This window comes from Acinetobacter sp. G11 (assembly GCF_049808495.1).
In the GTDB taxonomy this organism is placed as follows: Bacteria; Pseudomonadota; Gammaproteobacteria; order Pseudomonadales; family Moraxellaceae; genus Acinetobacter; species Acinetobacter kookii.
In genome coordinates this window covers 44628-64257 of sequence record NZ_JBNCAT010000015.1, presented here as the reverse complement: position 1 = coordinate 64257, position 19630 = coordinate 44628, and the positions used below count along the sequence as shown (strand labels likewise).

Below are 19630 nucleotides of genomic sequence, written 5' to 3'. Positions count from 1 at the left end.
TTATTTGAAAGGAAACTTTTAAGGTCACTCTTTGTGCCTGATAAAAAATGGCGAAAACAAGAAGAACCTCAATTGAGGTTCTTCTTGTGATATTTGTGGGACAGCAGTGGCTTCGGCTTCCTTTTTTATTGACCTTGGAGTCATAAAAGAAGACTGTCATAACGCATGACAGCATCCAATAAAATGAATAGGATGGGAAGCTAGAACAGATAACAATGACGAAATACAAGGACGCTATATGTTGGCTTATGATGCTGATTTAGAATTATTCCGTGACAACTTCAGACGCTTTTTGAATGAGCATATTGCACCGCATTATGAACAGTGGGAACAGCAAGGCATTATGCCGCGTGAAATCTGGAATTTACTGGGCGAAAATGGCTTCTTGTGTGTGGATGTGCCTGAAGAATATGGCGGTTATGGTGTGCCAACCCATTATTCATTAATGTTAGTGGAAGAATCGGCACGTGCCGGATTTAGTGCCATATCGACCGGCATTTCATGCCACTCCGAAATTGCGGCACCTTATATTTTGCATATAGGGACAGAAGAACAAAAGCGGTACTGGTTGCCAAAAATGGTGACCGGTGAAGTGGTGGGTGCGATTGGCATGACGGAGCCGGGTGCCGGTTCCGACTTGCAGGCAATGCGTACCAATGCCATCTTGCAGGGAGATCATTATCTGCTCAATGGTTCCAAAACCTTTATCTCCAATGGTCAACATGCTGACCTGGTGGTGCTGGCAGCTAAAACTGATCCGCAAGCACGGGCAAAAGGCGTGTCTTTACTGCTTTTGGATACACATCTGGAAGGGTTTAAAAAAGGCACCAACCTCAACAAAATTGGTTTGCATTCACAAGATACTTCCGAACTGTTCTTTGATAACATCCAGGTGCCTAAAGAGCAGCTGCTGGGACAGGCAGGACAGGGTTTTGCCTATTTAATGCAGGAATTGCCACGGGAACGTACTGCCATTGCTGCAACGGCGATTGGCGCCATTCGCGGTTCAATTGATGTCACCATTGCTTATGTCAAAGAGCGTCAGGCTTTTGGTCAGCATATCAGCCAGTTCCAGAATACCCGTTTTGTTCTGGCGCAGGCAAAAATAGAGGAACAAGCGACGGCTGCTTTTTATAACCAGAACGTTGAATTATATATGCAGGGTAAACTGGATGTTGAAACTGCCGCTGCTTTAAAAAGTTTTGCCACCGACATGCAGATGAAAATAGCGGATAAGCTGTTACAGCTGTTTGGTGGCTATGGCTATATGACGGAATATCCAATTTCACGGTTCTTTGTAGATGCCCGTATTCAGCGAATTTACGGTGGAACCAATGAAATTATGAAAGAGATTGTAGCGCGTAGTTTATTGGGGCGTTAATTCCTCAGTAAGACGTGATAATAAAAGAGTCAAACAGAACTGCACCCTAAAAGCTGGACATCGGGTCTAACTTTGCGGGGTGCTTTTTTATTGATTTAAAACCATGAGACTTTCTTCTATAAACGCAGGCAAATCATCGGGTGAGCGTGATGAGATATACAGATTGTTATCATTGACCACACCGACATCATAATAGACCGCGCCGGCATTAATCAGATCCTTGGCAACCGTTTTAATGGTGGTCATCAAGCGGCCTTTTACGACTTTGGCCGTAATCAGGAGCTGCGGACCATGACAAATGCTCAAAATGGGTTTTTCTGCATGAGCAAAATTACGCACAAAATTCACGAAACGCTCATCGCCACGGAGCCGGTCGGGAGAATATCCTCCAGGAATGAGTAAGGCATCAAAATCATGCACTGTGACATCATCTATACTTTGGTCAATGGTGATGGCCGATTTTCGTTTATGGCTATAGACAATATTGCCTGCTTTATTTTCGATATTTAAAACACTATGCCGTGCAGCACGAAAGGCTTGCACGGGTTCTGAATATTCAGCATCTTCAAAATCATGGGTCACTAAAACGGCGATTCTTTTGGACATTGTTGTTCTCCGAATTGCTTTGTTAACAGACTATAAATTAATCATTAAGCTATTGTGATGGAGTTTGGTAAATAACTCTTGAATATGCGAAAGTCCCTATGGATAAAGCTTTGGCGCTATTTTTAACTATTTGTAAGGGTTAAAAAATTAAGCAAAAAACTTTTGTTTCTTCATGTGTCAAAAGCTGGCAGACAGCATTTTTCAGATGGCGAGTATGCGGTCAGCTAGACTTCATGGCATTTTCTCCTGTGATTCAAGGCAAGACTGGGCGGGTTGGTTGGGAGCTATACATGTTTTGATGGGCGCTGGAATATATTTATCTGGAATACTACACAAAGTCATTTCCGGCATTTCAGGTTTTTTGACCAGAACCGCTTTAATCAAACCTGCTCAGTATTAAGCGTTTTTAACGATGATCTTATTTGCAAATACCGATAAATTTATTCCATGAAATGACATAAAATCGCTAGCCAGTTTGCTGAATTATAAATGTACAGCTGTGCTGTCATTTTTAGCGAACTGGCAAAAGCTCATCAATTTTAAATACTCCGGGTAAAAACATGAGGAATAAAATTGCTGATTAAATCAACTGTATGTTTTTAAGACTGAATCAATCAAAGTCTTATTGCGTAACATTTGAAAGCTAACTATTGTTATACTGTTTGCATAACGTTTTTGAAGGGCAACATAACAATGATCAACGACGATCAAAACACGACGACTTCTCTTGACCTTGCTCAAATCCGTGAGGATATTGATTCTGTAGATCAACAGATTCAACAGCTTATTAACCGACGTGCCAGATTGGCCGAAGCGGTGGCAAAAGCAAAGTTTGCAGCTGAAGAGAATCCATTGTTTTACCGTCCTGAACGTGAAGCACAAGTTTTGCGCAATGTTATGCAGCGTAACGAAGGGCCCTTATCTGATGTGACCATGGCACGTTTGTTCCGTGAAATCATGTCTGCCTGTCTGGCATTGGAAGCGCCACAAAGCATTGCTTTCCTGGGTCCAGTCGGTACCTATACCCATTCAGCAGTATTGAAACATTTTGGTCAAGATGCCATTGTTCACCCACTTCCTACCATTGATGAAGTGTTCCGTGAAGTAGAAGCGGGTGGTGCACATTATGGTCTGGTGCCGGTCGAAAATTCATCTGAAGGTGTGGTGAACCATACTTTAGACTGTTTTAAATCTTCTCACCTAAATGTGATTGGTGAAGTGGAACTGCGTATTCATCACCAGTTCCTGGTGTCATCCAATACCCGTAAAGACAGCATTAAACAAATTTATGCCCATCAGCAAACCTTGGCGCAATGCCGAAAATGGTTAGATGCCCATTATCCGGGCGTGGAACGTGTTGCCTTAAGTTCCAATGCTGAAGCGGCACGCCGTATTCGCAATGAATGGCATTCCGCAGCGATTGCATCAGAAGTGGCTGCCAATCTTTATGAGCTGGAAATCCTGCACAGCAATATTGAAGATAATCCGGAAAATACCACCCGTTTCCTGGTGATTGGCCGTGAAAAAGTGCCGCCAAGTGGCAATGATAAAACTTCATTGCTGATCTCTGCACATGACCGTGCCGGTGCCTTGCTGGAAATCCTGGCGCCATTTGCCAAACACAACATTAGTCTCACCAGTATTGAAACCCGTCCTGCATTGCCTGAAAAATGGGCCTATGTATTCTTTATTGACCTCGAAGGCCATATCGAGCAAGAAAATGTCAAAGCGGCCATTGAAGAAATTCGTCCTTTAGTCAAAGAAATTCGTGTATTGGGTTCTTATCCGATTGCAGTTTTATAAATCACTCTGGTGATCGGCCTGATTTTTTAATTTTAGGCTGATCCCTTTTATCACTTGAAATAGCGGAAGAGTAACATGTCGTTTGTCCCTGCCAATGAAGGCATCTCAAAGTTAAAGCCTTATCAACCAGGTAAACCTATTAGTGAACTTGAGCGTGAGTTAGGGATTACTGATATTGTCAAATTAGCCTCGAATGAAAACCCGTTGGGTTGTTCTGACAAAGTCAAACAGGCTGTGGCAGCTGAATTGGCAGAAATTGGCCGCTATCCGGATGGTGGCGGTTTTATTTTAAAAGACCAGATTCAAGCACAATTCGGTGTGACCGCTGACCGTATTACTTTGGGTAATGGTTCAAACGACTTGCTGGAAATGTTTGCCCGCGCATTCGTTTCAGAGAAAGACTCGGTGATTTATAGCCAGCATGCTTTTGCCGTGTATGCTTTGGTGACTCAAGCCATTAATGCAGAAGCCATTGAAGTGCCGGCCAAAGGTTTTGCTCACGATCTGGATGCCATGGCAGAAGCAATTAAAGACAATACCAAGTTAATCTTTATTGCCAATCCAAATAACCCGACCGGAACCTGGTTTGAAGAAGCTGAATTTGAAGCTTTCATGCAAAAAGTGCCGGCAAATGTGATTGTCGTTCTGGACGAAGCGTATGTGGAATATTTCCCGGAAAACTTCAACAGCCTGAAATTCCTGGAGCAATATCCAAACATTATTGTCAGCCGTACCTTATCTAAATGCTATGGTCTGGCTGCACTGCGTGTTGGTTTTGCCTTGGCATCGGTTGAAGTGACAGATTACCTGAACCGTATTCGCCAGCCGTTTAACGTTAACCATCTTGCCATGGTGGCTGCGGTTGCCGCACTGAAAGACGAAGACTTTATCGAGCAATCGCGTATTGTCAATAAAGCAGGCATGAAGCAGCTGGAACAGGGCTTTGAGGCACTGGGCTTAAACTATGTACCTTCACGTGCCAACTTTATTTTGGTGGATGTACAGGCTGATCCTGCGCAAACCTTCAATGCCTTGTTAAAAGAAGGCGTGATTGTACGTCCTGTGGGTATTGCAAATCATCTGCGTGTATCAATTGGTACGGAAGCGGAAAATGCGAAGTTCCTGACAGCACTGGCGAAAGTACTCGATTTAGCGCCTGATGCGGTAGAGGAAAAAGCTTAAGCCATGTCTCAGCCACTGTTTGAAAAAGTTGCCTTTATTGGACTTGGGCTGATTGGCTCAAGTCTGGCGCGTGTCATCATTGCTGAAAAACTGGCAAAACAGATTGTTGCCTCTACACGTTCACAAAAAACGCTGGAAGATGCAAAGGCGCTTGGTCTGATTCAAGAAGGCTATAGCAATCCTGTAGACGCAGTGCAAGGTGCAGATCTGGTGGTTTTGGCTTTGCCTGTGCGGGCAACGCAAAAGGTGTTAGAAACCATCAAGCCTTATCTGTCCGGCAACACCATCATTACCGATGTGGGCAGTACCAAAGGCAATGTGGTGGATGCAGCCAAAGCCGTATATGGTGAGAACCTGCCGGCAGGTTTTGTTCCGGGACATCCGATTGCGGGTGCCGAACATACTGGCGTGCATGCAGGTAAGGTCGATTTGTTTGCTAATCACAAAGTCATTTTGACACCGTTGCCAAGCAGTGCTGACTGGGCTGTGGATAAACTGGTTCAACTGTGGCAAGCTGCCAGGGCAGAAGTGATTTGCATGGATGTGGACAAGCACGATGAAGTGCTGGCGCATACCAGCCATCTTCCGCATTTGATGGCTTTTAACCTGGTTGAGCAACTGGCCAACCGGGAAGATAATCTGGATATTTTCCGTTATGCCGCAGGAGGCTTCCGCGATTTTTCCCGAATCGCGGCGAGTGATCCGCAAATGTGGCATGACATCTTTTTTGCCAATAAAAAAGCAATTTTAAATGCAGTGGATGGTTTTGAGCAGCAACTGGCTCAAATTCGCAAACTCATTGAAACTGAAGATTCACAGGCATTGATGGGACTGCTTGGGCATGCTCAAGCTGCTCGACAACACTTCAATCATATGCTCGCTAAAAAACCTTTGATGGAGAACGATAAAGTGACACAACAATTTACCATTTTGCCGGGTGATAAGACATTTAAAGGTAAATTTACCGTGCCAGGTGACAAATCTGTGTCACACCGCTCCATCATGTTTGGTGCGATTGCTGAAGGCACGACCCATGTTACCGGTTTCCTGGAAGGTGAAGATGCCTTGGCAACGCTGCAAGCATTCCGTGATATGGGTGTGAGCATTGAAGGGCCTAAAAATGGTGAAGTGACCATTCATGGCGTAGGTATGCATGGCTTGAAAGCACCTGCGAGTGCCTTATACATGGGCAACTCGGGGACTTCCATGCGTTTGCTTTCCGGTATGCTCTGTGCCCAGAAGTTTGATTCAGTCATGACCGGTGATGCATCCTTGTCAAAGCGTCCAATGGAGCGTATTGCCAAACCGCTTCGTGAAATGGGTGCGCAAATTCAAACTACAGGTGAGCGTGGTACGCCACCGGTATCTATTACCGGTAATCAGGCACTTAAAGGGATTCACTATGACTTGCCAATGGCTTCGGCTCAGGTGAAATCAGGGATTTTACTGGCTGGACTCTGGGCAGAAGGTGAAACTGTAGTCACTGAACCGGAACCGACCCGTGACCACTCTGAGCGTATGCTGCGTGCCTTTGGTTATGAGGTAAAAACGGAAGGCAACCGTATTTCACTGCAAGGTGGCGGCAAATTGGTCGGTACTGACATTCAGGTTCCATCCGATATTTCATCTGCTGCATTCTTTATGGTGGGTGCTGCCATTACTGAAGGTTCCGATGTCACTTTGGAAGCGGTAGGGATTAACCCGACCCGTACCGGTGTGATTGAAATCCTGAAACAGATGGGTGCAGATTTAACGGTTGAAAATGAACGTATTGCAGGCGGTGAACCGATTGCCGACATTCGTATTCGCGGCACGCGCACCTTAAAAGGTATTCACATGCCGGAAGATCAGGTGCCATTGGCGATTGATGAATTCCCTGCTTTATTTATTGCCGCTGCCTGTGCAGAGGGTCAAACCATTTTGACCGGTGCTGCCGAGCTTCGCGTAAAAGAATCCGACCGTATTCAGGTGATGGCAGATGGCTTGCAAACCATGGGCATTGACTGCACGCCAACCGATGATGGCATCATCATTGAAGGTAAGGGCAAGTCTGGTGACTGGTCTGCAATTTTCACAGGCGGTGAAATTGAATCACATCATGACCATCGTATCGCCATGAGTTTTTCCATGGCGGGCTTGCGTACTTCAGGTGAAATTAAAATTGTCGGTACTGAAACCGTGGCAACCAGTTTCCCAACCTTCACTGAATTGGCTAACCAGGCAGGTCTGGCGATTCAGGTCAGTGAATAATTAGTCTAATTTTGTGTATTTGTTAAATAACAGCCAAGCTTTTGCTTGGCTGTTTTGCTTTTATTGCTTATGCTAAAACCATACAACAAGAAAGCCTTTGGATACACAGATGAGAAAATTACAATTTACTGCAAACTGTGAAAAGCATAGTCATGTGTCACAGCAACCGAATGACTGTCATGTGACTCAGGAATATGTTGCGGACTTATTGTCTAAAGAACTGGGTCAATACGGTTTTCAGACCTTGTCGCAAAGTGGTGATCAGGTTGCGGTAAGTGTAGACAATCAATCCTTGCCATTATCGGTCACCTGCCAGAGTCGTGATGCAGAAGGGCACCTGGTCTGTGAGATTACTTCTTACCCAGCTGAAGATCAGGATTGGCTAGACCGTATTACGGAACAAAGTTTATTGAATCAATTGGCCCAAGCAGTAGAAAATACCTTAAAAGAAGATGAATCTTTTAGTGGCTTTACATGGAAGGGTTAAATATTTATTTTGACCACATGAATAAATCAAGAGGAGGGCTAAGCCTCCTCTTTTATTTGAAGCTATGCAGAAACCCCATATAAATGGATGCTCTATGCTGCTATTGTAAGTTTATTCATCTACAAGAAAGCGGGAGATCGCCACCCGTAATTGCTTTAAATATCCAGTAAAGAAATGATTTGCGCCGGGCAAGATGGTGAGTAAATGTCGCTGCGGTTTGGCCCATTCAATCAAGTCGGACAATAAGGTCACTTCGTCAGCTTCACCATGCAGGAACAGAATATCTCCTTTAATCTGGGGGGTGACGTAATGACGCACACCTGCAACTGTCGCAGTAGGTAGTCCACATAAAATCAACTGTTTGGGTTTAATTTCATCGGGCAAGGCATGAAAACACTTTGCCATGACATGGGCACCAAAGCTAAAGCCACCCGCATAAAAAGGCAGGCTAATATGCTTGCAGCGAATCTGTTGAATGATTTCTAGAATATCATCGGTTTCACCATGGCCTTTATCGTGCTCACCCGTACTCTGGCCAGAACCACGGAAACTCGGGCGATAAACCATACAGCCACGCTCAAGAAACATCTGCGCAAGTAGCGCTGGAACTTTATGCTGTGGCGTTCCGCCTTGTAACGGATGGGGATGACATACCAGCGCGAATCCTTTCACTTCACCCTGTGGATAATCAACAAAAACTTCCAGCTGACCTGCAGGACCTTGAAGGAAAATTTGCTCGGACATGTAAAACCGACTTATGACAGAAGAATCGGTTATTTTAGCGCTAAGACCCAGTAAAAACACACATTGGCAATAACACAACGCTACTGTTATAGTCTGTTTAATTGTTTTTTGAACAGGTTATTCATGCTCGCCTTAATTTCTCCTGCCAAGACTTTAGATTACGAATCTGTACTTCCAACCGATGCACATACACTGCCAAGATTGCTGAAACATTCACAAGAACTTATAAATGTGAGTCGTCATCTTTCTGCGACCGAGATTGCTAATTTAATGAGTGTGAGTGAAAAAATCGCCAATTTAAATGTCGAGCGTTTTAATGACTGGCAACCGGAATTCAATTTTTCTAATGCACGACAGGCTTTATTTGCCTTTAAAGGGGATGTGTATACCGGACTGGATGCCTATGCGCTGAATGAGCAGCATATTGCATATGCACAGCAGCATTTGCGAATGCTGTCCGGACTGTATGGCCTGTTGCGTCCTCTGGATTTGATGATGCCTTATCGCCTGGAAATGGGAACCAAGCTTGAAAATCCACGTGGTCATCATCTTTATGATTTTTGGGATAATATCATTACCGATTTGATTAACCAGGATTTAGCCGAGGTGCATTCAGATCTATTGGTGAATCTTGCTTCGGATGAATATTACAAGTCAGTCAAACCAGGCAAAATTAAAGCCGAGATTATTAAGCCGGTTTTTCTGGACCAGAAAAATGGCAAATACAAGGTGATTAGTTTTTATGCAAAAAAAGCACGTGGATTAATGGCACGTTTTATCATTGAAAACCAGGCAAAACGTGCTGAGGACTTAAAATCATTTAATATGGATGGTTACTATTTTGATGCGGACAGTTCGCTAAAAGGTGAGCTGGTCTTTAAGCGTGACGAGCAGCAAGCCGCTTAAATGAGAGAATAACGAGGTAAAAATCCCGATAAATTTCGGGATTTTTATTGCTCAAAAATAAACAGGATTTTGAAATATTTTATCATTATATTTTAGTGTACGTTTGTTAACATCATGAGAAATGATGAACAATAAAAAATTATGATGAAAAAATTATTAGTTCCCACCCTTATTTTTGCTGTGGTTTTACTGGGATATGGGGTTTATCACGACAATCAAATGAAAAAAAGACAGGAAATGGATCAATTGATTCAGGATGCTCATCAATCTTTGAAAACTGTTGAAACGAATCCAAATAATATGGTTCTAGAACCGCTGGAAACTGCAAAAACCCCTTCTGCAGGGCCTTTACATGTGAAATCTAGCCAGTTTTAGCCTCAGGATTTTTACTATAGGTTTGAAAAATATTGTTATCTTATTGAAGATTAATTCAAAATAAATTTTAAAAACAATAAAAAAGCATTGTGTTATAATTTGCCAAGATTTTAATTGAATCATTATATTTATATTGTAAGTATTTGATTTATTTTATCTATGTAGGCTGCATAAAAGTTATGCGGCTTTTTTGTTTACAATTTTTGCGATCCGGTTGTATCGAACTGAATGAGAAATTGTGCAAAATATTTGTTTTTAAAAGGAAATTTTTAAATATCCATTGCCTGGCATCTATAAACTTAATGGTGATTTGAGAAACGGATCATTAATTTTGTAGCGTGCTGACGGCATAAAGTTTACTTACAGGGGTAAAGTCATGACGACTCCTAATCCATCTTCAGAGCATATGCTTGAACGCTTATTTAAGCTGAGTGAAAATAAAACCAGTTTTCGCACAGAAGTTCTTGCAGGTGTAACAACTTTCTTAACCATGTGTTACATCATTATTGTCAATCCAATGATTTTATCCGAAACCGGCATGGATCATGGGGCTGTCTTTGTTGCAACCTGTCTCGCAGCCGCAATTGGCTGTCTGGTTATGGGACTGATTGCGAATTATCCGATTGCACTTGCGCCTGGTATGGGCCTGAATGCTTACTTTACCTATTCTGTGTGTATGGGCATGGGTGTACCTTGGCAAACTGCACTGGCTGCTGTATTTGTCTCCGGTCTGGTATTTATTGCAATCAGTATGTTTAAAATCCGTGAAGCCATTGTCAATGCTATTCCCATGTCGCTGAAATTTGCGATAGGCGGGGGGATTGGCTTATTCCTGGCACTGATTGCATTAAAGAATTCAGGCATTATTGTCGACAATCCGGCAACGCTTGTTGGCTTGGGTGACTTGAAACAACCGACGGTATTGCTGACCTTGCTTGGCTTCCTGATGATTGTGGTGATGCATCACTTTAAAGTCCGTGGGGCAATCATTATCAGTATTCTGGTGATTACCGCGATTGCTACGGCAATGGGACTGAACGAGTTTAAAGGTGTTGTAGGGGCCATTCCATCGATTGCTCCAACTTTCCTGCAAATGGACTTTGAAGGCTTGTTCACAGCCAGCCTGATTGGTGTCATCTTTGTATTTTTCCTGGTCGACCTGTTTGACTCGACGGGTACGCTGGTGGGGGTTTCACATCGTGCGGGTCTGTTAAAAGATGGCAAATTACCACGTTTGAAAAAAGCACTGTTTGCTGACTCGACCGCAATTGTGGCGGGTGCGGCATTGGGTACTTCATCAACTACGCCTTATATCGAATCGTCTGCGGGCGTTGCGGCTGGTGGCCGTACCGGTTTGACTGCTGTGGTTGTTGCCGTGTTGTTCGTGCTGTGCTTATTCCTGGCACCTTTGGCGCAATCGGTTCCAGGTTTTGCTACTGCACCTGCATTATTATTTGTAGGTGTGTTAATGATTCAGGGTATCGTCAACATTGAATGGGATGATATTACGGAAGCTGTTCCTGCTTTTTTAACCATCGTATGCATGCCATTTACCTATTCAATTGCCGATGGTATCGCGATGGGCTTTATCAGCTATGCATTAATCAAGCTCTTCACAGGTAAAGCGAAAACTGTGCCTTATATGGTCTGGATTGTTGCGGCACTTTGGGCATTGAAATTTGCTGTATTTGGCGGCTAATTCACCCCATTCAGAATAGGGTGTAAACTCGGTTTGCACCCTTTTTTATTTTTGAAAAATTTTATAAGGATAAGATATGAATCAACTTGAGCTTATTCAAGCCCTGCCAAAGGCAGAGTTACACGTCCATATTGAAGGGACTTTCGAGCCTGAGCTGATGTTCGAGATTGCTCAACGCAATCATATTGATATTCCGTATAAATCTGTTGAGGAAGTAAAACAGGCTTATAACTTTCATAATCTGCAATCTTTTTTGGATATTTATTATGCAGGTGCGAATGTCCTGATCCATGAACAGGACTTCTATGATCTGGCCTGGGCATATTTTGAAAAATGTGCTGAAGACCATGTGGTTCATACCGAAATGTTCTTCGATCCGCAGACTCATACCGATCGTGGCATTGCTTTTGCAACGGTGATTCAGGGCTTAAAACGTGCCTGTGATGATGCACAAAGCAAATTGGGTATCAGCTCGCATTTGATCATGTGTTTCTTGCGCCATTTAAGTGAAGAAGCGGCATTTCAAACTCTGGAACAGGCTTTACCTTTTAAAGAGCAAATTATTGCAGTAGGGCTGGACTCGAGTGAAGTGGGACATCCACCATCTAAATTTGAACGTGTGTTTGCCAAAGCGCGAGAAGAAGGCTTTTTGGTGGTGGCACATGCTGGCGAAGAAGGTCCGGCTGAATATGTCTGGGAAGCACTGGATTTGCTGAGAGTGAACCGGATTGACCATGGTGTGCGTTCAGAAGAAGATCCAATGCTGATGCAGCGTTTGATTGCAGAGAAAATGCCTTTAACCGTATGTCCTTTAAGTAATTTAAAACTCTGTGTGGTAGATGATATGGCTCAGCACAATATCCGCCGTTTATTGCAACAGGGCGTGCATGTAACAGTCAATTCAGATGATCCATCCTATTTTGGCGGTTATATGAATGATAATTTCATTGCAATTACCAAAGCTTTAAACCTGTCAAATGATGAGTTGAAGCAATTGGCAAAAAATTCGTTTGAAGCCTCCTTTATTCCTGCTGCTGAAAAGCAGAAATGGGCGAAGGAAATTGATGCTTTAGCATAATTGAGCATCTTGACATATGTTTCTGATTCAGCGGATTCATGTATGGGGCTGCTGAATAATCACGGGTTAAATATTAGGGTCGAATGTGAAAAAGAGTTTTTGCTGGCTATTTGCTGTCGCTTTGCTGGCTGGTTCTGTACCGGTTTTTGCAACGGATAAAAATTCTACTTTCACCCAGAAGATGTTGAAACCGGTGATCGAGCAAGGCTGTAAAAGTGAATTAAATGCTTCAAAAGTCTGGCAATCCTCAGCCTTGTTTATGAGTTCAGGGCAGCAAACTACAGCACAAAAACAAATTTGTGGTTGCGTTGGTGAGCATGCATTGCAGGATATCTCGGCCAAAGAACTGGCTATGGCATCGATGAATGAATCTGCAAAGAATAGTCTGATTAAACAGGCGGTGATCAATAGCGTAAAAGGCTGTGCCCAAGATGCTTTGAAATAGCTTAGCCTGATAAATTGCACAATAAAAATGCCGCATCCGTGATACACTAGTGCGGCTTTTTTATGGTAACAACATTGATTATTTTGCTTGTCGGGTCATGCTGCGCAAGATGTTATCTTTATCAATGAAATGATGTTTTAATGCCGCGGCAATATGACCGATGACAAGTAAGCCTGCAAACCAGGACAAATAAATGTGTACAGGTTTCACGATGGCTAAAAGATCGGGATCGTCCTGAACCAAACGTGGAATTTCGAATAAATATAATACAGGTGCCGGATGTCCCGCACTCCAGCTAAATAGACAGCCGGTAATGGGTAGGGCAAGTAACATGAGATATAAAGCGAAATGGCCCAGATGTGCAAAAGTTTTCATGAGCGGTGACATGCTGTCGGGTAGCGCTGGAACAGGGTGGGTATAGCGCCAGAATATGCGAATCATAACCAGAAAAAGAATGGTGGTGGCGATGTTCTTATGTAAGGTAATGACCTGACCTTTAAAGCTGCCATCGACATCATAACTTAGAAAATTTCCGCTATAAAAGCCAATGCACCATGCCGCAATAAAAATAGCAGCCATGAGCCAATGCAGCATTTGTGCCGTACGCGTATAGTATTGTGAGGTATTTTTCATGTTATACCCATGTATCCATATATCATTCTTAATTCTGGGTATGCTAATCAAAAAGCCCATATTTGAAAATGATGGATATGGAACGAAGCGTGTGCTTCTTGCAACACTGAGTGTATGCAGGTTTTTTAAGCAGATCATCCGAGTGTGGAAAATTCAATTGAAATATAGATTTCTTCCTGAGAAAAGTTTCGGCAAAATATGCTCAACAGATTTTAGACTCAAGGATTAACTGTGAAAAAAATAATTGCTGTCCTGGTACCTCTTGCTTTGGCTTTAACTGCTTGTGTGTCAACGAATACCACAACCGGCACAGCGCCTACAACACAATCGGCAACTCAACAACTTGGTATGACTGCAATTAAAATTGCAATTAATGCAAAATGTACCACCGAGTTGAATGCTATTCCGGCATGGCAAAATGCAACCAAGTTAATGACCGCAACTCAAAAGCAAAATATTCAGACCGAAATTTGTGGTTGTGTCAGTGAAAAAGCACCGCAAAACGTAACGGCAGTAGATTTGGCGACAGCTGCAATTGATCCGGCTGCACGTAATACTATTGTTTCAAATGCAGTGACTAAAACCATTAATGCTTGTGTTGCTGAAGCAATGAACTAATACAGCTTTAATTCATGTTAAAATTAAAGAGGCTGATGTTATTCAGCCTCTTTTTTTGTAGGTAAAGTATTGATGAAAATTGCGGGTGTAGATGAAGCGGGGCGTGGCCCTCTGGTGGGTTCGGTGGTTGCGGCTGCAGTTATTTTAGATCCCAATAATCCGATAGAAGGTTTAAATGATTCTAAAAAACTCACTGAAAAAAAGCGTGAAAAATTATTCATAGAAATTCAGGAGAAAGCCTTGGCCTGGGCCATTGCTGAAGCGAGCCATGAAGAAATAGACCAGATCAATATTCTACAGGCTTCTTTATTGGCTATGCGTCGCGCTGTAGAGGCTTTGCAGCTTCAGCCAGAACATGTACTGGTCGATGGCAATAAAGTTCCACAAGGCTTAAGCATGAGCTGTGATGCGGTGGTCGGTGGGGATGCGCTGCATGCAGAAATTTCAGCGGCCAGTATTTTGGCAAAAGTGACACGTGACCGTGAGATGGTGGTGCTGGATCAGCAATATCCGCATTTTGGTTTTGCCAAACATAAGGGTTATCCAACCAAAGCCCATTTTGAGGCGATTGCTGAGCATGGCGTGATTGATCAGCATCGCCGTAGTTATGCACCGGTTAAAAAGGCGTTGGCCTTGCTGGAAAAAAAATAAGCAGCAGATAAATTTAAAGCGGCTATATAGCCGCTTTATATTAGAACAACCTTTAACGGTTTAACGATTAAAGTCGTTCTGGATATTTTGTGGGAAATTATCTTCTTCAAAAGAAGGTTGATAATCCTGATCCAGGTGTTGCAGATGTTCATGCATAGCGCGTTCATGTTGAATTCGTTGGTAAATTTCTTCACGATGAACAGATACTTCTTTTGGAGCATTTACGCCAATACGAACCTGGTTACCTTTTACGCCAAGCACAGTGACACTGACTTGGTCCCCAATCATTAATGTTTCACCGACACGTCGGGTTAGAATCAGCATGTTTATCTCCTTGCAAAACGCTAAACGTGCAATTGATTTTAAAAGTTAAAAACACAACCTTAGTACCATAGAAATATTATCAGAACGCTCTGTCAAAAAGTTGACACAAAATAATTCTGTTAATATTTTCAAAATCCTCGGTTACAAATATAACAGAGCCACTATAAAAAAAACTATAGTGGCTCTGTTCTTTTTGTAGTATTTCGCAAATTCTGTCCAACAATGACCAGATTTGTTACTTTACATATTTAAGCACGTGCGCTTGATTCACCAGATTCACGGTCTAAACCGAAAGCAGTGTGAAGAGTACGCACAGCAAGCTCTAAATAATTTTCTTCAATGATTACTGAAATTTTAATTTCAGACGTTGAAATCATTAGGATGTTGATGCCTTCTTCAGCTAGAGCAGTAAACATTTTGCTTGCCACGCCAGCATGTGAGCGCATGCCTACACCTACGATCGATACTTTAACGATGTCTGAACGGGTCGCAACTTCACGTGCACCAATTTCTTTCGCAGTTTGCTCCAGAATTGCTTTTGCTTTAGCAAACTCGCCACGGTTGACCGTGAAAGTGAAGTCAGTGGTACCGTCTTCTTCCACATTCTGGATGATCATGTCGACTTCAATATTCGCTGCACCGATTGGCGCCAGGATTTTGGATGCAATACCAGGCAGGTCAGGCACGCCCAAGATAGTCAATTTTGCTTCGTCACGGTTAAACGCGATACCAGAGATAATTGGCTGTTCCATGTTGTCTTCCAATTCAGTAGTAATAAGAGTTCCGACGTTGTTTTTGAAGTCTTCGTCAAATGCGCCATCATCATCGTTATCGAAGCTTGATAATACGCGTAAAGGCACCTGATATTTTCCAGCAAATTCAACTGAACGGATTTGCAGGACTTTCGAACCCAGTGATGCCATTTCCAGCATTTCTTCAAAAGAAATACGATCAACTTTTTTCGCTTTTGGTGCAACGCGTGGGTCAGTGGTATAAACACCATCTACGTCTGTATAAATCTGGCATTCATCTGCTTTAAGTGCAGCTGCAAGTGCCACACCAGAGGTATCTGAACCACCACGGCCTAAAGTTGTGGTGTTGCCCAGTTCATCAAAGCCCTGGAAACCGGCAACTACAAGTACGCGGCCTGCATCCAGGTTTTCAGTGAGTACGTCAGTATCAATAGACTCAATGCGGGCTTTATTAAATGCGCTGTCGGTTTTAATGCCAACCTGGCGGCCAGTCAGTGATTTTGCTTCTACTCCAATCGAGTTAAGCGCCATCGCTAACATAGAAATCGTAACCTGTTCACCCGTAGACACCATCTGGTCTAATTCGCGTGGATCAGGGGTTTCGGTAATGGCCTTCGCTAAAGCAAGCAGGCGATTGGTTTCGCCACTCATTGCCGATACAACCACCACCACCTTGTGGCCGTGGTCATGCCAGCGCTTTACACGACGAGCAACATTTAAAATGCGCTCGGGAGTACCCATAGAGGTACCGCCATATTTTTGAACGATTAATGCCATAGTTGTTCCATATAAACCATGACCCTGATTTTCCGGTCAGGGTCAGTTACACAAAAGGTGAAGTTTTATTTTGCTTCAAGCCAAGCAGTCAAATCTGCCATCACTGTCGCAAACTTCTCGTTAAGTGGCGCGCCACCTTGTGCCAAGTCAGGTTTGCCACCACCTTTACCACCCAGCTCGGTTGCCAAGTGTTTGATGATGTCACCTGCTTTAATGTTTGCAGTAAAGTCTTTTGCTACAGAAGCGAGAAGGCTGACCTTATCACCTTCTACAGCCGCAAGTACAATCACTGCATTGTCTAATTTAGATTTTACACCATCGTGCAGGTTGCGAAGCGATTTCGCATCCATGTTTTGCACAGTGGTAATCAATGTTTGACGACCAGCCACAGTTTGAACTTGGCTTAAAAGTTCAGCTGCCTGGAAGTTTGCCAATTTCTGGTTGAGCTGTTCAATCTGTTTTTGCAGGCTGGATGCTGTATCTGCCAGCGCTTCAACTTTCTCAATGGTTTGTTCTTTTTGTGCTTTTAACAGACCGTTGATGGTGTTGATATCACGGTCGGCTTTTTGAACCACTTCAACCGCTTTTGTGCCCGTTACCGCTTCGATACGACGTACACCTGCCGCTACACCACCTTCAGAAGTGATTTTAAACAGACCGATGTCACCGGTACGTTTCACGTGAATACCGCCACACAGTTCGATCGAGAAGTTTTTATCTTCAATGATTGAACCCATGGAAAGTACACGAACTTCATCGCCATATTTTTCACCGAACAGCATCATTGCACCTTTTGCTTTGGCAGATTCGATGTCGAGAAGCTCGGTAGAAACGGCGGTGTTGGCAATCACTTCACGGTTAACAAGACGCTCAACTTCCTGCAGTTGTTCGAATGAAACAGGTTGGTCATTGGCAAAGTCAAAACGTAAAATGTCAGATGCAACCAGTGAACCTTTTTGCTGTACATGAGAACCCAACACTTGACGAAGGGCAGCATGCAACAGGTGTGTTGCAGAGTGGTTGCGTGCAGTTGCTTCACGGATGTCTGCTTTAACAATTGCTTCAACAGATTGAGCGGCTTTTAAGCTACCCATAGTCACGATACCTTGGTGTACGAATGCACCACCAGATTTCTTGGTATCCTGAACTTCGAAGATGCCGGTCTCGTTTTTGAAAATACCCGTATCGCCAATCTGACCGCCGCTTTCTGCATAGAAAGGTGTCTGGTTCAATACAATCAGTGCTTCATCGCCTTCAACCACTTCATCAACCTGTTCGCCATCTTTATAGATTGCAACAATTTGGCCTTGAGCTTGAGTGGCTTCGTAACCTTCGAACTGGGTTTCACCTTCAACTTTTACAATGCTGTTGTAGTCGATGGCGAATTTGCCTGCATCACGTGCACGTTGACGTTGTGCCGCCATTTCAACTTCAAAGCCAGCTTCATCAATCGTGAGGTCGCGTTCACGTGCGATGTCAGCGGTTAAGTCAGTCGGGAAGCCGTAAGTATCATAGAGTTTGAAAACGGTTTCGCCTGGAATCACTGAACCTTTCAGTTGAGCCAATTCGCCTTCAAGCAATTTCAGACCTTGCTCTAAAGTTTTCGCGAATTGTTCTTCTTCTTTTAAAAGTTGTGCTTCGATACGTGCCTGGTTAGCCGCAAGTTCAGGGTATGCGGCACCCATTGCTTCGATTAAAGGTTGCAACATTTTGTGGAAGAACGAACCGGTTGCACCCAGTTTGTTACCGTGACGCACTGCACGACGGATGATACGACGCAGCACATAACCACGGCCTTCATTCGACGGGTTCACGCCATCTGCAATCAGGAAGCAGCATGAACGGGCATGGTCAGCCACCACTTTAAGGGAAGCAGGGTAGTCAACAGGTTTGTTTGCTGCTTTTGCGGCAGCTTCAATTTCAGTGGTATCTAGGCCAATGATTTCAGCCGCAGCTTTTAACAACTGCTGGAACAGGTCAATTTCGTAGTTTGAGTTAACGTGTTGCAATACTGCAGAAATACGTTCCAAGCCCATGCCAGTATCGACAGATGGTGCTGGAAGAGGGTGCAATACACCATCCGCAGTACGGTTGAACTGCATGAATACGTTGTTCCAGATCTCGATGAAACGGTCGCCATCTTCTTCAGGCGTACCCGGCAGGCCGCCCCAAATGTGATCGCCATGGTCAAAGAAGATTTCAGAACAAGGACCACAAGGACCGGTATCACCCATTGCCCAGAAGTTGTCCGATGCGTATTGACCGCCTTTGTTGTCGCCAATACGGATGATGCGAGACGCATCTAAACCAATTTCTTTGTTCCAGATGTCGAATGCTTCGTCATCGGTATGGTAAACAGTGGCATAGAGTTTGTCTTTTGGCAGACCTAACCATTTCTCATTGGTCAAAAAATCCCAGGCAAATTTGATCGCATCACGCTTGAAATAATCACCAAAAGAGAAGTTGCCTAACATTTCAAAGAATGTGTGGTGACGTGCGGTATAACCGACGTTGTCCAGGTCGTTGTGTTTACCGCCTGCGCGTACACATTTTTGTGATGACACTGCACGCACATAATCACGTTTTTCAAGACCCAGGAAGCAGTCTTTAAACTGGTTCATCCCAGCGTTGGTGAATAATAATGTTGGGTCGTTGGCAGGAACCAGAGAACTCGACGCGACACGTGTATGCCCTTGCGATTCAAAATAGCTTAAAAAAGCTTCGCGAATTTCAGCTGATGTCATAAAACGAGTACTCACAACCAAGTCACTCCATAAATCTTGTATTTGGCTAATAGCATGTCAAGCAAGTCTTACTTTTATAAAGCTGGCCTGAGATACTGGCTTAAAATTTTAAAACGCTAAAGTATAACGGAAAAAGCCGCATGCACCAATCACTTTAAGGCGAATTAATCACAAT

The 19630-nt window shown here is 43.6% G+C and carries 18 protein-coding genes; 12 read left to right on the top strand and 6 right to left on the bottom strand.

Translation table 11 applies throughout. From position 1 onward, the window contains the following. Positions 1-238 precede the first annotated feature (238 nt). The gene (locus ACPUEY_RS07705) at positions 239-1381 is read left to right on the top strand and encodes an acyl-CoA dehydrogenase family protein (RefSeq protein ID WP_092818507.1); all 1143 of its coding nucleotides are present in this window, start codon (positions 239-241) and stop codon (positions 1379-1381) included. Positions 1382-1468: 87 nt separating this feature from the next. Here ACPUEY_RS07705 and ACPUEY_RS07700 read toward each other — a convergent pair whose 3' ends face one another. Then, positions 1469-1987, bottom strand: coding sequence for a type 1 glutamine amidotransferase domain-containing protein (locus tag ACPUEY_RS07700; RefSeq protein ID WP_425121703.1), 519 nt, complete (start codon positions 1985-1987; stop codon positions 1469-1471). 693 nt (positions 1988-2680) lie between these two features. On the opposite strand from ACPUEY_RS07700, the gene pheA reads away from it, so the two are divergent. From pheA to ACPUEY_RS07680, 4 genes are all read left to right on the top strand, one after another. Continuing rightward, a complete protein-coding gene (gene pheA, locus ACPUEY_RS07695; protein ID WP_092818505.1) occupies positions 2681-3790 on the top strand; it encodes a prephenate dehydratase in 1110 nt (369 codons plus the stop codon). A gap of 75 nt (positions 3791-3865) precedes the next feature. Then, positions 3866-4972 carry a histidinol-phosphate transaminase gene (hisC, locus tag ACPUEY_RS07690; RefSeq protein ID WP_425121702.1) on the top strand — a complete coding sequence of 369 codons (1107 nt, stop codon included), beginning with the start codon at positions 3866-3868 and terminating at the stop codon, positions 4970-4972. A 3-nt stretch (positions 4973-4975) separates the two neighbouring features. After that, positions 4976-7222 (top strand): bifunctional prephenate dehydrogenase/3-phosphoshikimate 1-carboxyvinyltransferase, encoded by a 2247-nt coding sequence (locus ACPUEY_RS07685; protein ID WP_425121701.1) that lies wholly within the window; start codon positions 4976-4978, stop codon positions 7220-7222. 109 nt (positions 7223-7331) lie between these two features. Next, positions 7332-7709 carry a hypothetical protein gene (locus ACPUEY_RS07680; RefSeq protein ID WP_092818502.1) on the top strand — a complete coding sequence of 126 codons (378 nt, stop codon included), beginning with the start codon at positions 7332-7334 and terminating at the stop codon, positions 7707-7709. A gap of 111 nt (positions 7710-7820) precedes the next feature. Here ACPUEY_RS07680 and ACPUEY_RS07675 read toward each other — a convergent pair whose 3' ends face one another. Next, positions 7821-8453 (bottom strand): alpha/beta hydrolase, encoded by a 633-nt coding sequence (locus ACPUEY_RS07675; RefSeq protein WP_092818501.1) that lies wholly within the window; start codon positions 8451-8453, stop codon positions 7821-7823. A gap of 123 nt (positions 8454-8576) precedes the next feature. On the opposite strand from ACPUEY_RS07675, the gene yaaA reads away from it, so the two are divergent. The 5 genes from yaaA to ACPUEY_RS07650 all read left to right on the top strand — a co-directional run bounded on the left by yaaA (position 8577) and on the right by ACPUEY_RS07650 (position 12956). Then, complete coding sequence (gene yaaA, locus ACPUEY_RS07670) at positions 8577-9359, top strand: peroxide stress protein YaaA (protein WP_425121700.1); 783 nt, start codon at positions 8577-8579, stop codon at positions 9357-9359. A gap of 144 nt (positions 9360-9503) precedes the next feature. Beyond that, positions 9504-9734 (top strand): hypothetical protein, encoded by a 231-nt coding sequence (locus ACPUEY_RS07665; RefSeq protein ID WP_425121699.1) that lies wholly within the window; start codon positions 9504-9506, stop codon positions 9732-9734. Positions 9735-10110: 376 nt separating this feature from the next. Further along, positions 10111-11433 (top strand): NCS2 family permease, encoded by a 1323-nt coding sequence (locus ACPUEY_RS07660; RefSeq protein ID WP_092818498.1) that lies wholly within the window; start codon positions 10111-10113, stop codon positions 11431-11433. Positions 11434-11509: 76 nt separating this feature from the next. Further along, on the top strand, positions 11510-12511 hold the full coding sequence (locus tag ACPUEY_RS07655) for an adenosine deaminase (RefSeq protein WP_425121698.1): 1002 nt from the start codon (positions 11510-11512) through the stop codon (positions 12509-12511). 85 nt (positions 12512-12596) lie between these two features. Further along, positions 12597-12956: a hypothetical protein gene (locus tag ACPUEY_RS07650; protein WP_228143238.1), complete on the top strand. Its 360-nt coding sequence runs from the start codon at positions 12597-12599 to the stop codon at positions 12954-12956. A 78-nt stretch (positions 12957-13034) separates the two neighbouring features. On the opposite strand, the gene ACPUEY_RS07645 is transcribed toward ACPUEY_RS07650, so the two are convergent. After that, positions 13035-13589, bottom strand: coding sequence for a cytochrome b (locus tag ACPUEY_RS07645; protein WP_092818496.1), 555 nt, complete (start codon positions 13587-13589; stop codon positions 13035-13037). 231 nt (positions 13590-13820) lie between these two features. On the opposite strand from ACPUEY_RS07645, the gene ACPUEY_RS07640 reads away from it, so the two are divergent. Continuing rightward, positions 13821-14207 carry a hypothetical protein gene (locus ACPUEY_RS07640; RefSeq protein WP_092818494.1) on the top strand — a complete coding sequence of 129 codons (387 nt, stop codon included), beginning with the start codon at positions 13821-13823 and terminating at the stop codon, positions 14205-14207. Between the two features lie 72 nt (positions 14208-14279). Then, positions 14280-14858, top strand: a complete 579-nt coding sequence (gene rnhB / locus ACPUEY_RS07635; protein ID WP_092818493.1) for a ribonuclease HII — start codon at positions 14280-14282, stop codon at positions 14856-14858. Between the two features lie 60 nt (positions 14859-14918). On the opposite strand, the gene csrA is transcribed toward rnhB, so the two are convergent. The 3 genes from csrA to alaS all read right to left on the bottom strand — a co-directional run bounded on the left by csrA (position 14919) and on the right by alaS (position 19470). Beyond that, the gene (gene csrA / locus ACPUEY_RS07630) at positions 14919-15182 is read right to left on the bottom strand and encodes a carbon storage regulator CsrA (protein ID WP_092818492.1); all 264 of its coding nucleotides are present in this window, start codon (positions 15180-15182) and stop codon (positions 14919-14921) included. A 248-nt stretch (positions 15183-15430) separates the two neighbouring features. Beyond that, complete coding sequence (locus ACPUEY_RS07625) at positions 15431-16711, bottom strand: aspartate kinase (RefSeq protein WP_092818491.1); 1281 nt, start codon at positions 16709-16711, stop codon at positions 15431-15433. 65 nt (positions 16712-16776) lie between these two features. Beyond that, the gene (gene alaS, locus ACPUEY_RS07620) at positions 16777-19470 is read right to left on the bottom strand and encodes an alanine--tRNA ligase (RefSeq protein ID WP_425121697.1); all 2694 of its coding nucleotides are present in this window, start codon (positions 19468-19470) and stop codon (positions 16777-16779) included. Positions 19471-19630: the final 160 nt, after the last annotated feature.

Bases quoted from the DNA above. Each gene is read 5' to 3' on its own strand.
- ACPUEY_RS07705 (WP_092818507.1), top strand. From the start codon at position 239: ATGTTGGCTTATGATGCTGATTTAGAATTATTCCGTGACAACTTCAGA.
- ACPUEY_RS07700 (WP_425121703.1), bottom strand. From the start codon at position 1,987: ATGTCCAAAAGAATCGCCGTTTTAGTGACCCATGATTTTGAAGATGCT.
- pheA (WP_092818505.1), top strand. From the start codon at position 2,681: ATGATCAACGACGATCAAAACACGACGACTTCTCTTGACCTTGCTCAA.
- hisC (WP_425121702.1), top strand. From the start codon at position 3,866: ATGTCGTTTGTCCCTGCCAATGAAGGCATCTCAAAGTTAAAGCCTTAT.
- ACPUEY_RS07685 (WP_425121701.1), top strand. From the start codon at position 4,976: ATGTCTCAGCCACTGTTTGAAAAAGTTGCCTTTATTGGACTTGGGCTG.
- ACPUEY_RS07680 (WP_092818502.1), top strand. From the start codon at position 7,332: ATGAGAAAATTACAATTTACTGCAAACTGTGAAAAGCATAGTCATGTG.
- ACPUEY_RS07675 (WP_092818501.1), bottom strand. From the start codon at position 8,453: ATGTCCGAGCAAATTTTCCTTCAAGGTCCTGCAGGTCAGCTGGAAGTT.
- yaaA (WP_425121700.1), top strand. From the start codon at position 8,577: ATGCTCGCCTTAATTTCTCCTGCCAAGACTTTAGATTACGAATCTGTA.
- ACPUEY_RS07665 (WP_425121699.1), top strand. From the start codon at position 9,504: ATGAAAAAATTATTAGTTCCCACCCTTATTTTTGCTGTGGTTTTACTG.
- ACPUEY_RS07660 (WP_092818498.1), top strand. From the start codon at position 10,111: ATGACGACTCCTAATCCATCTTCAGAGCATATGCTTGAACGCTTATTT.
- ACPUEY_RS07655 (WP_425121698.1), top strand. From the start codon at position 11,510: ATGAATCAACTTGAGCTTATTCAAGCCCTGCCAAAGGCAGAGTTACAC.
- ACPUEY_RS07645 (WP_092818496.1), bottom strand. From the start codon at position 13,589: ATGAAAAATACCTCACAATACTATACGCGTACGGCACAAATGCTGCAT.
- rnhB (WP_092818493.1), top strand. From the start codon at position 14,280: ATGAAAATTGCGGGTGTAGATGAAGCGGGGCGTGGCCCTCTGGTGGGT.
- csrA (WP_092818492.1), bottom strand. From the start codon at position 15,182: ATGCTGATTCTAACCCGACGTGTCGGTGAAACATTAATGATTGGGGAC.
- ACPUEY_RS07625 (WP_092818491.1), bottom strand. From the start codon at position 16,711: ATGGCATTAATCGTTCAAAAATATGGCGGTACCTCTATGGGTACTCCC.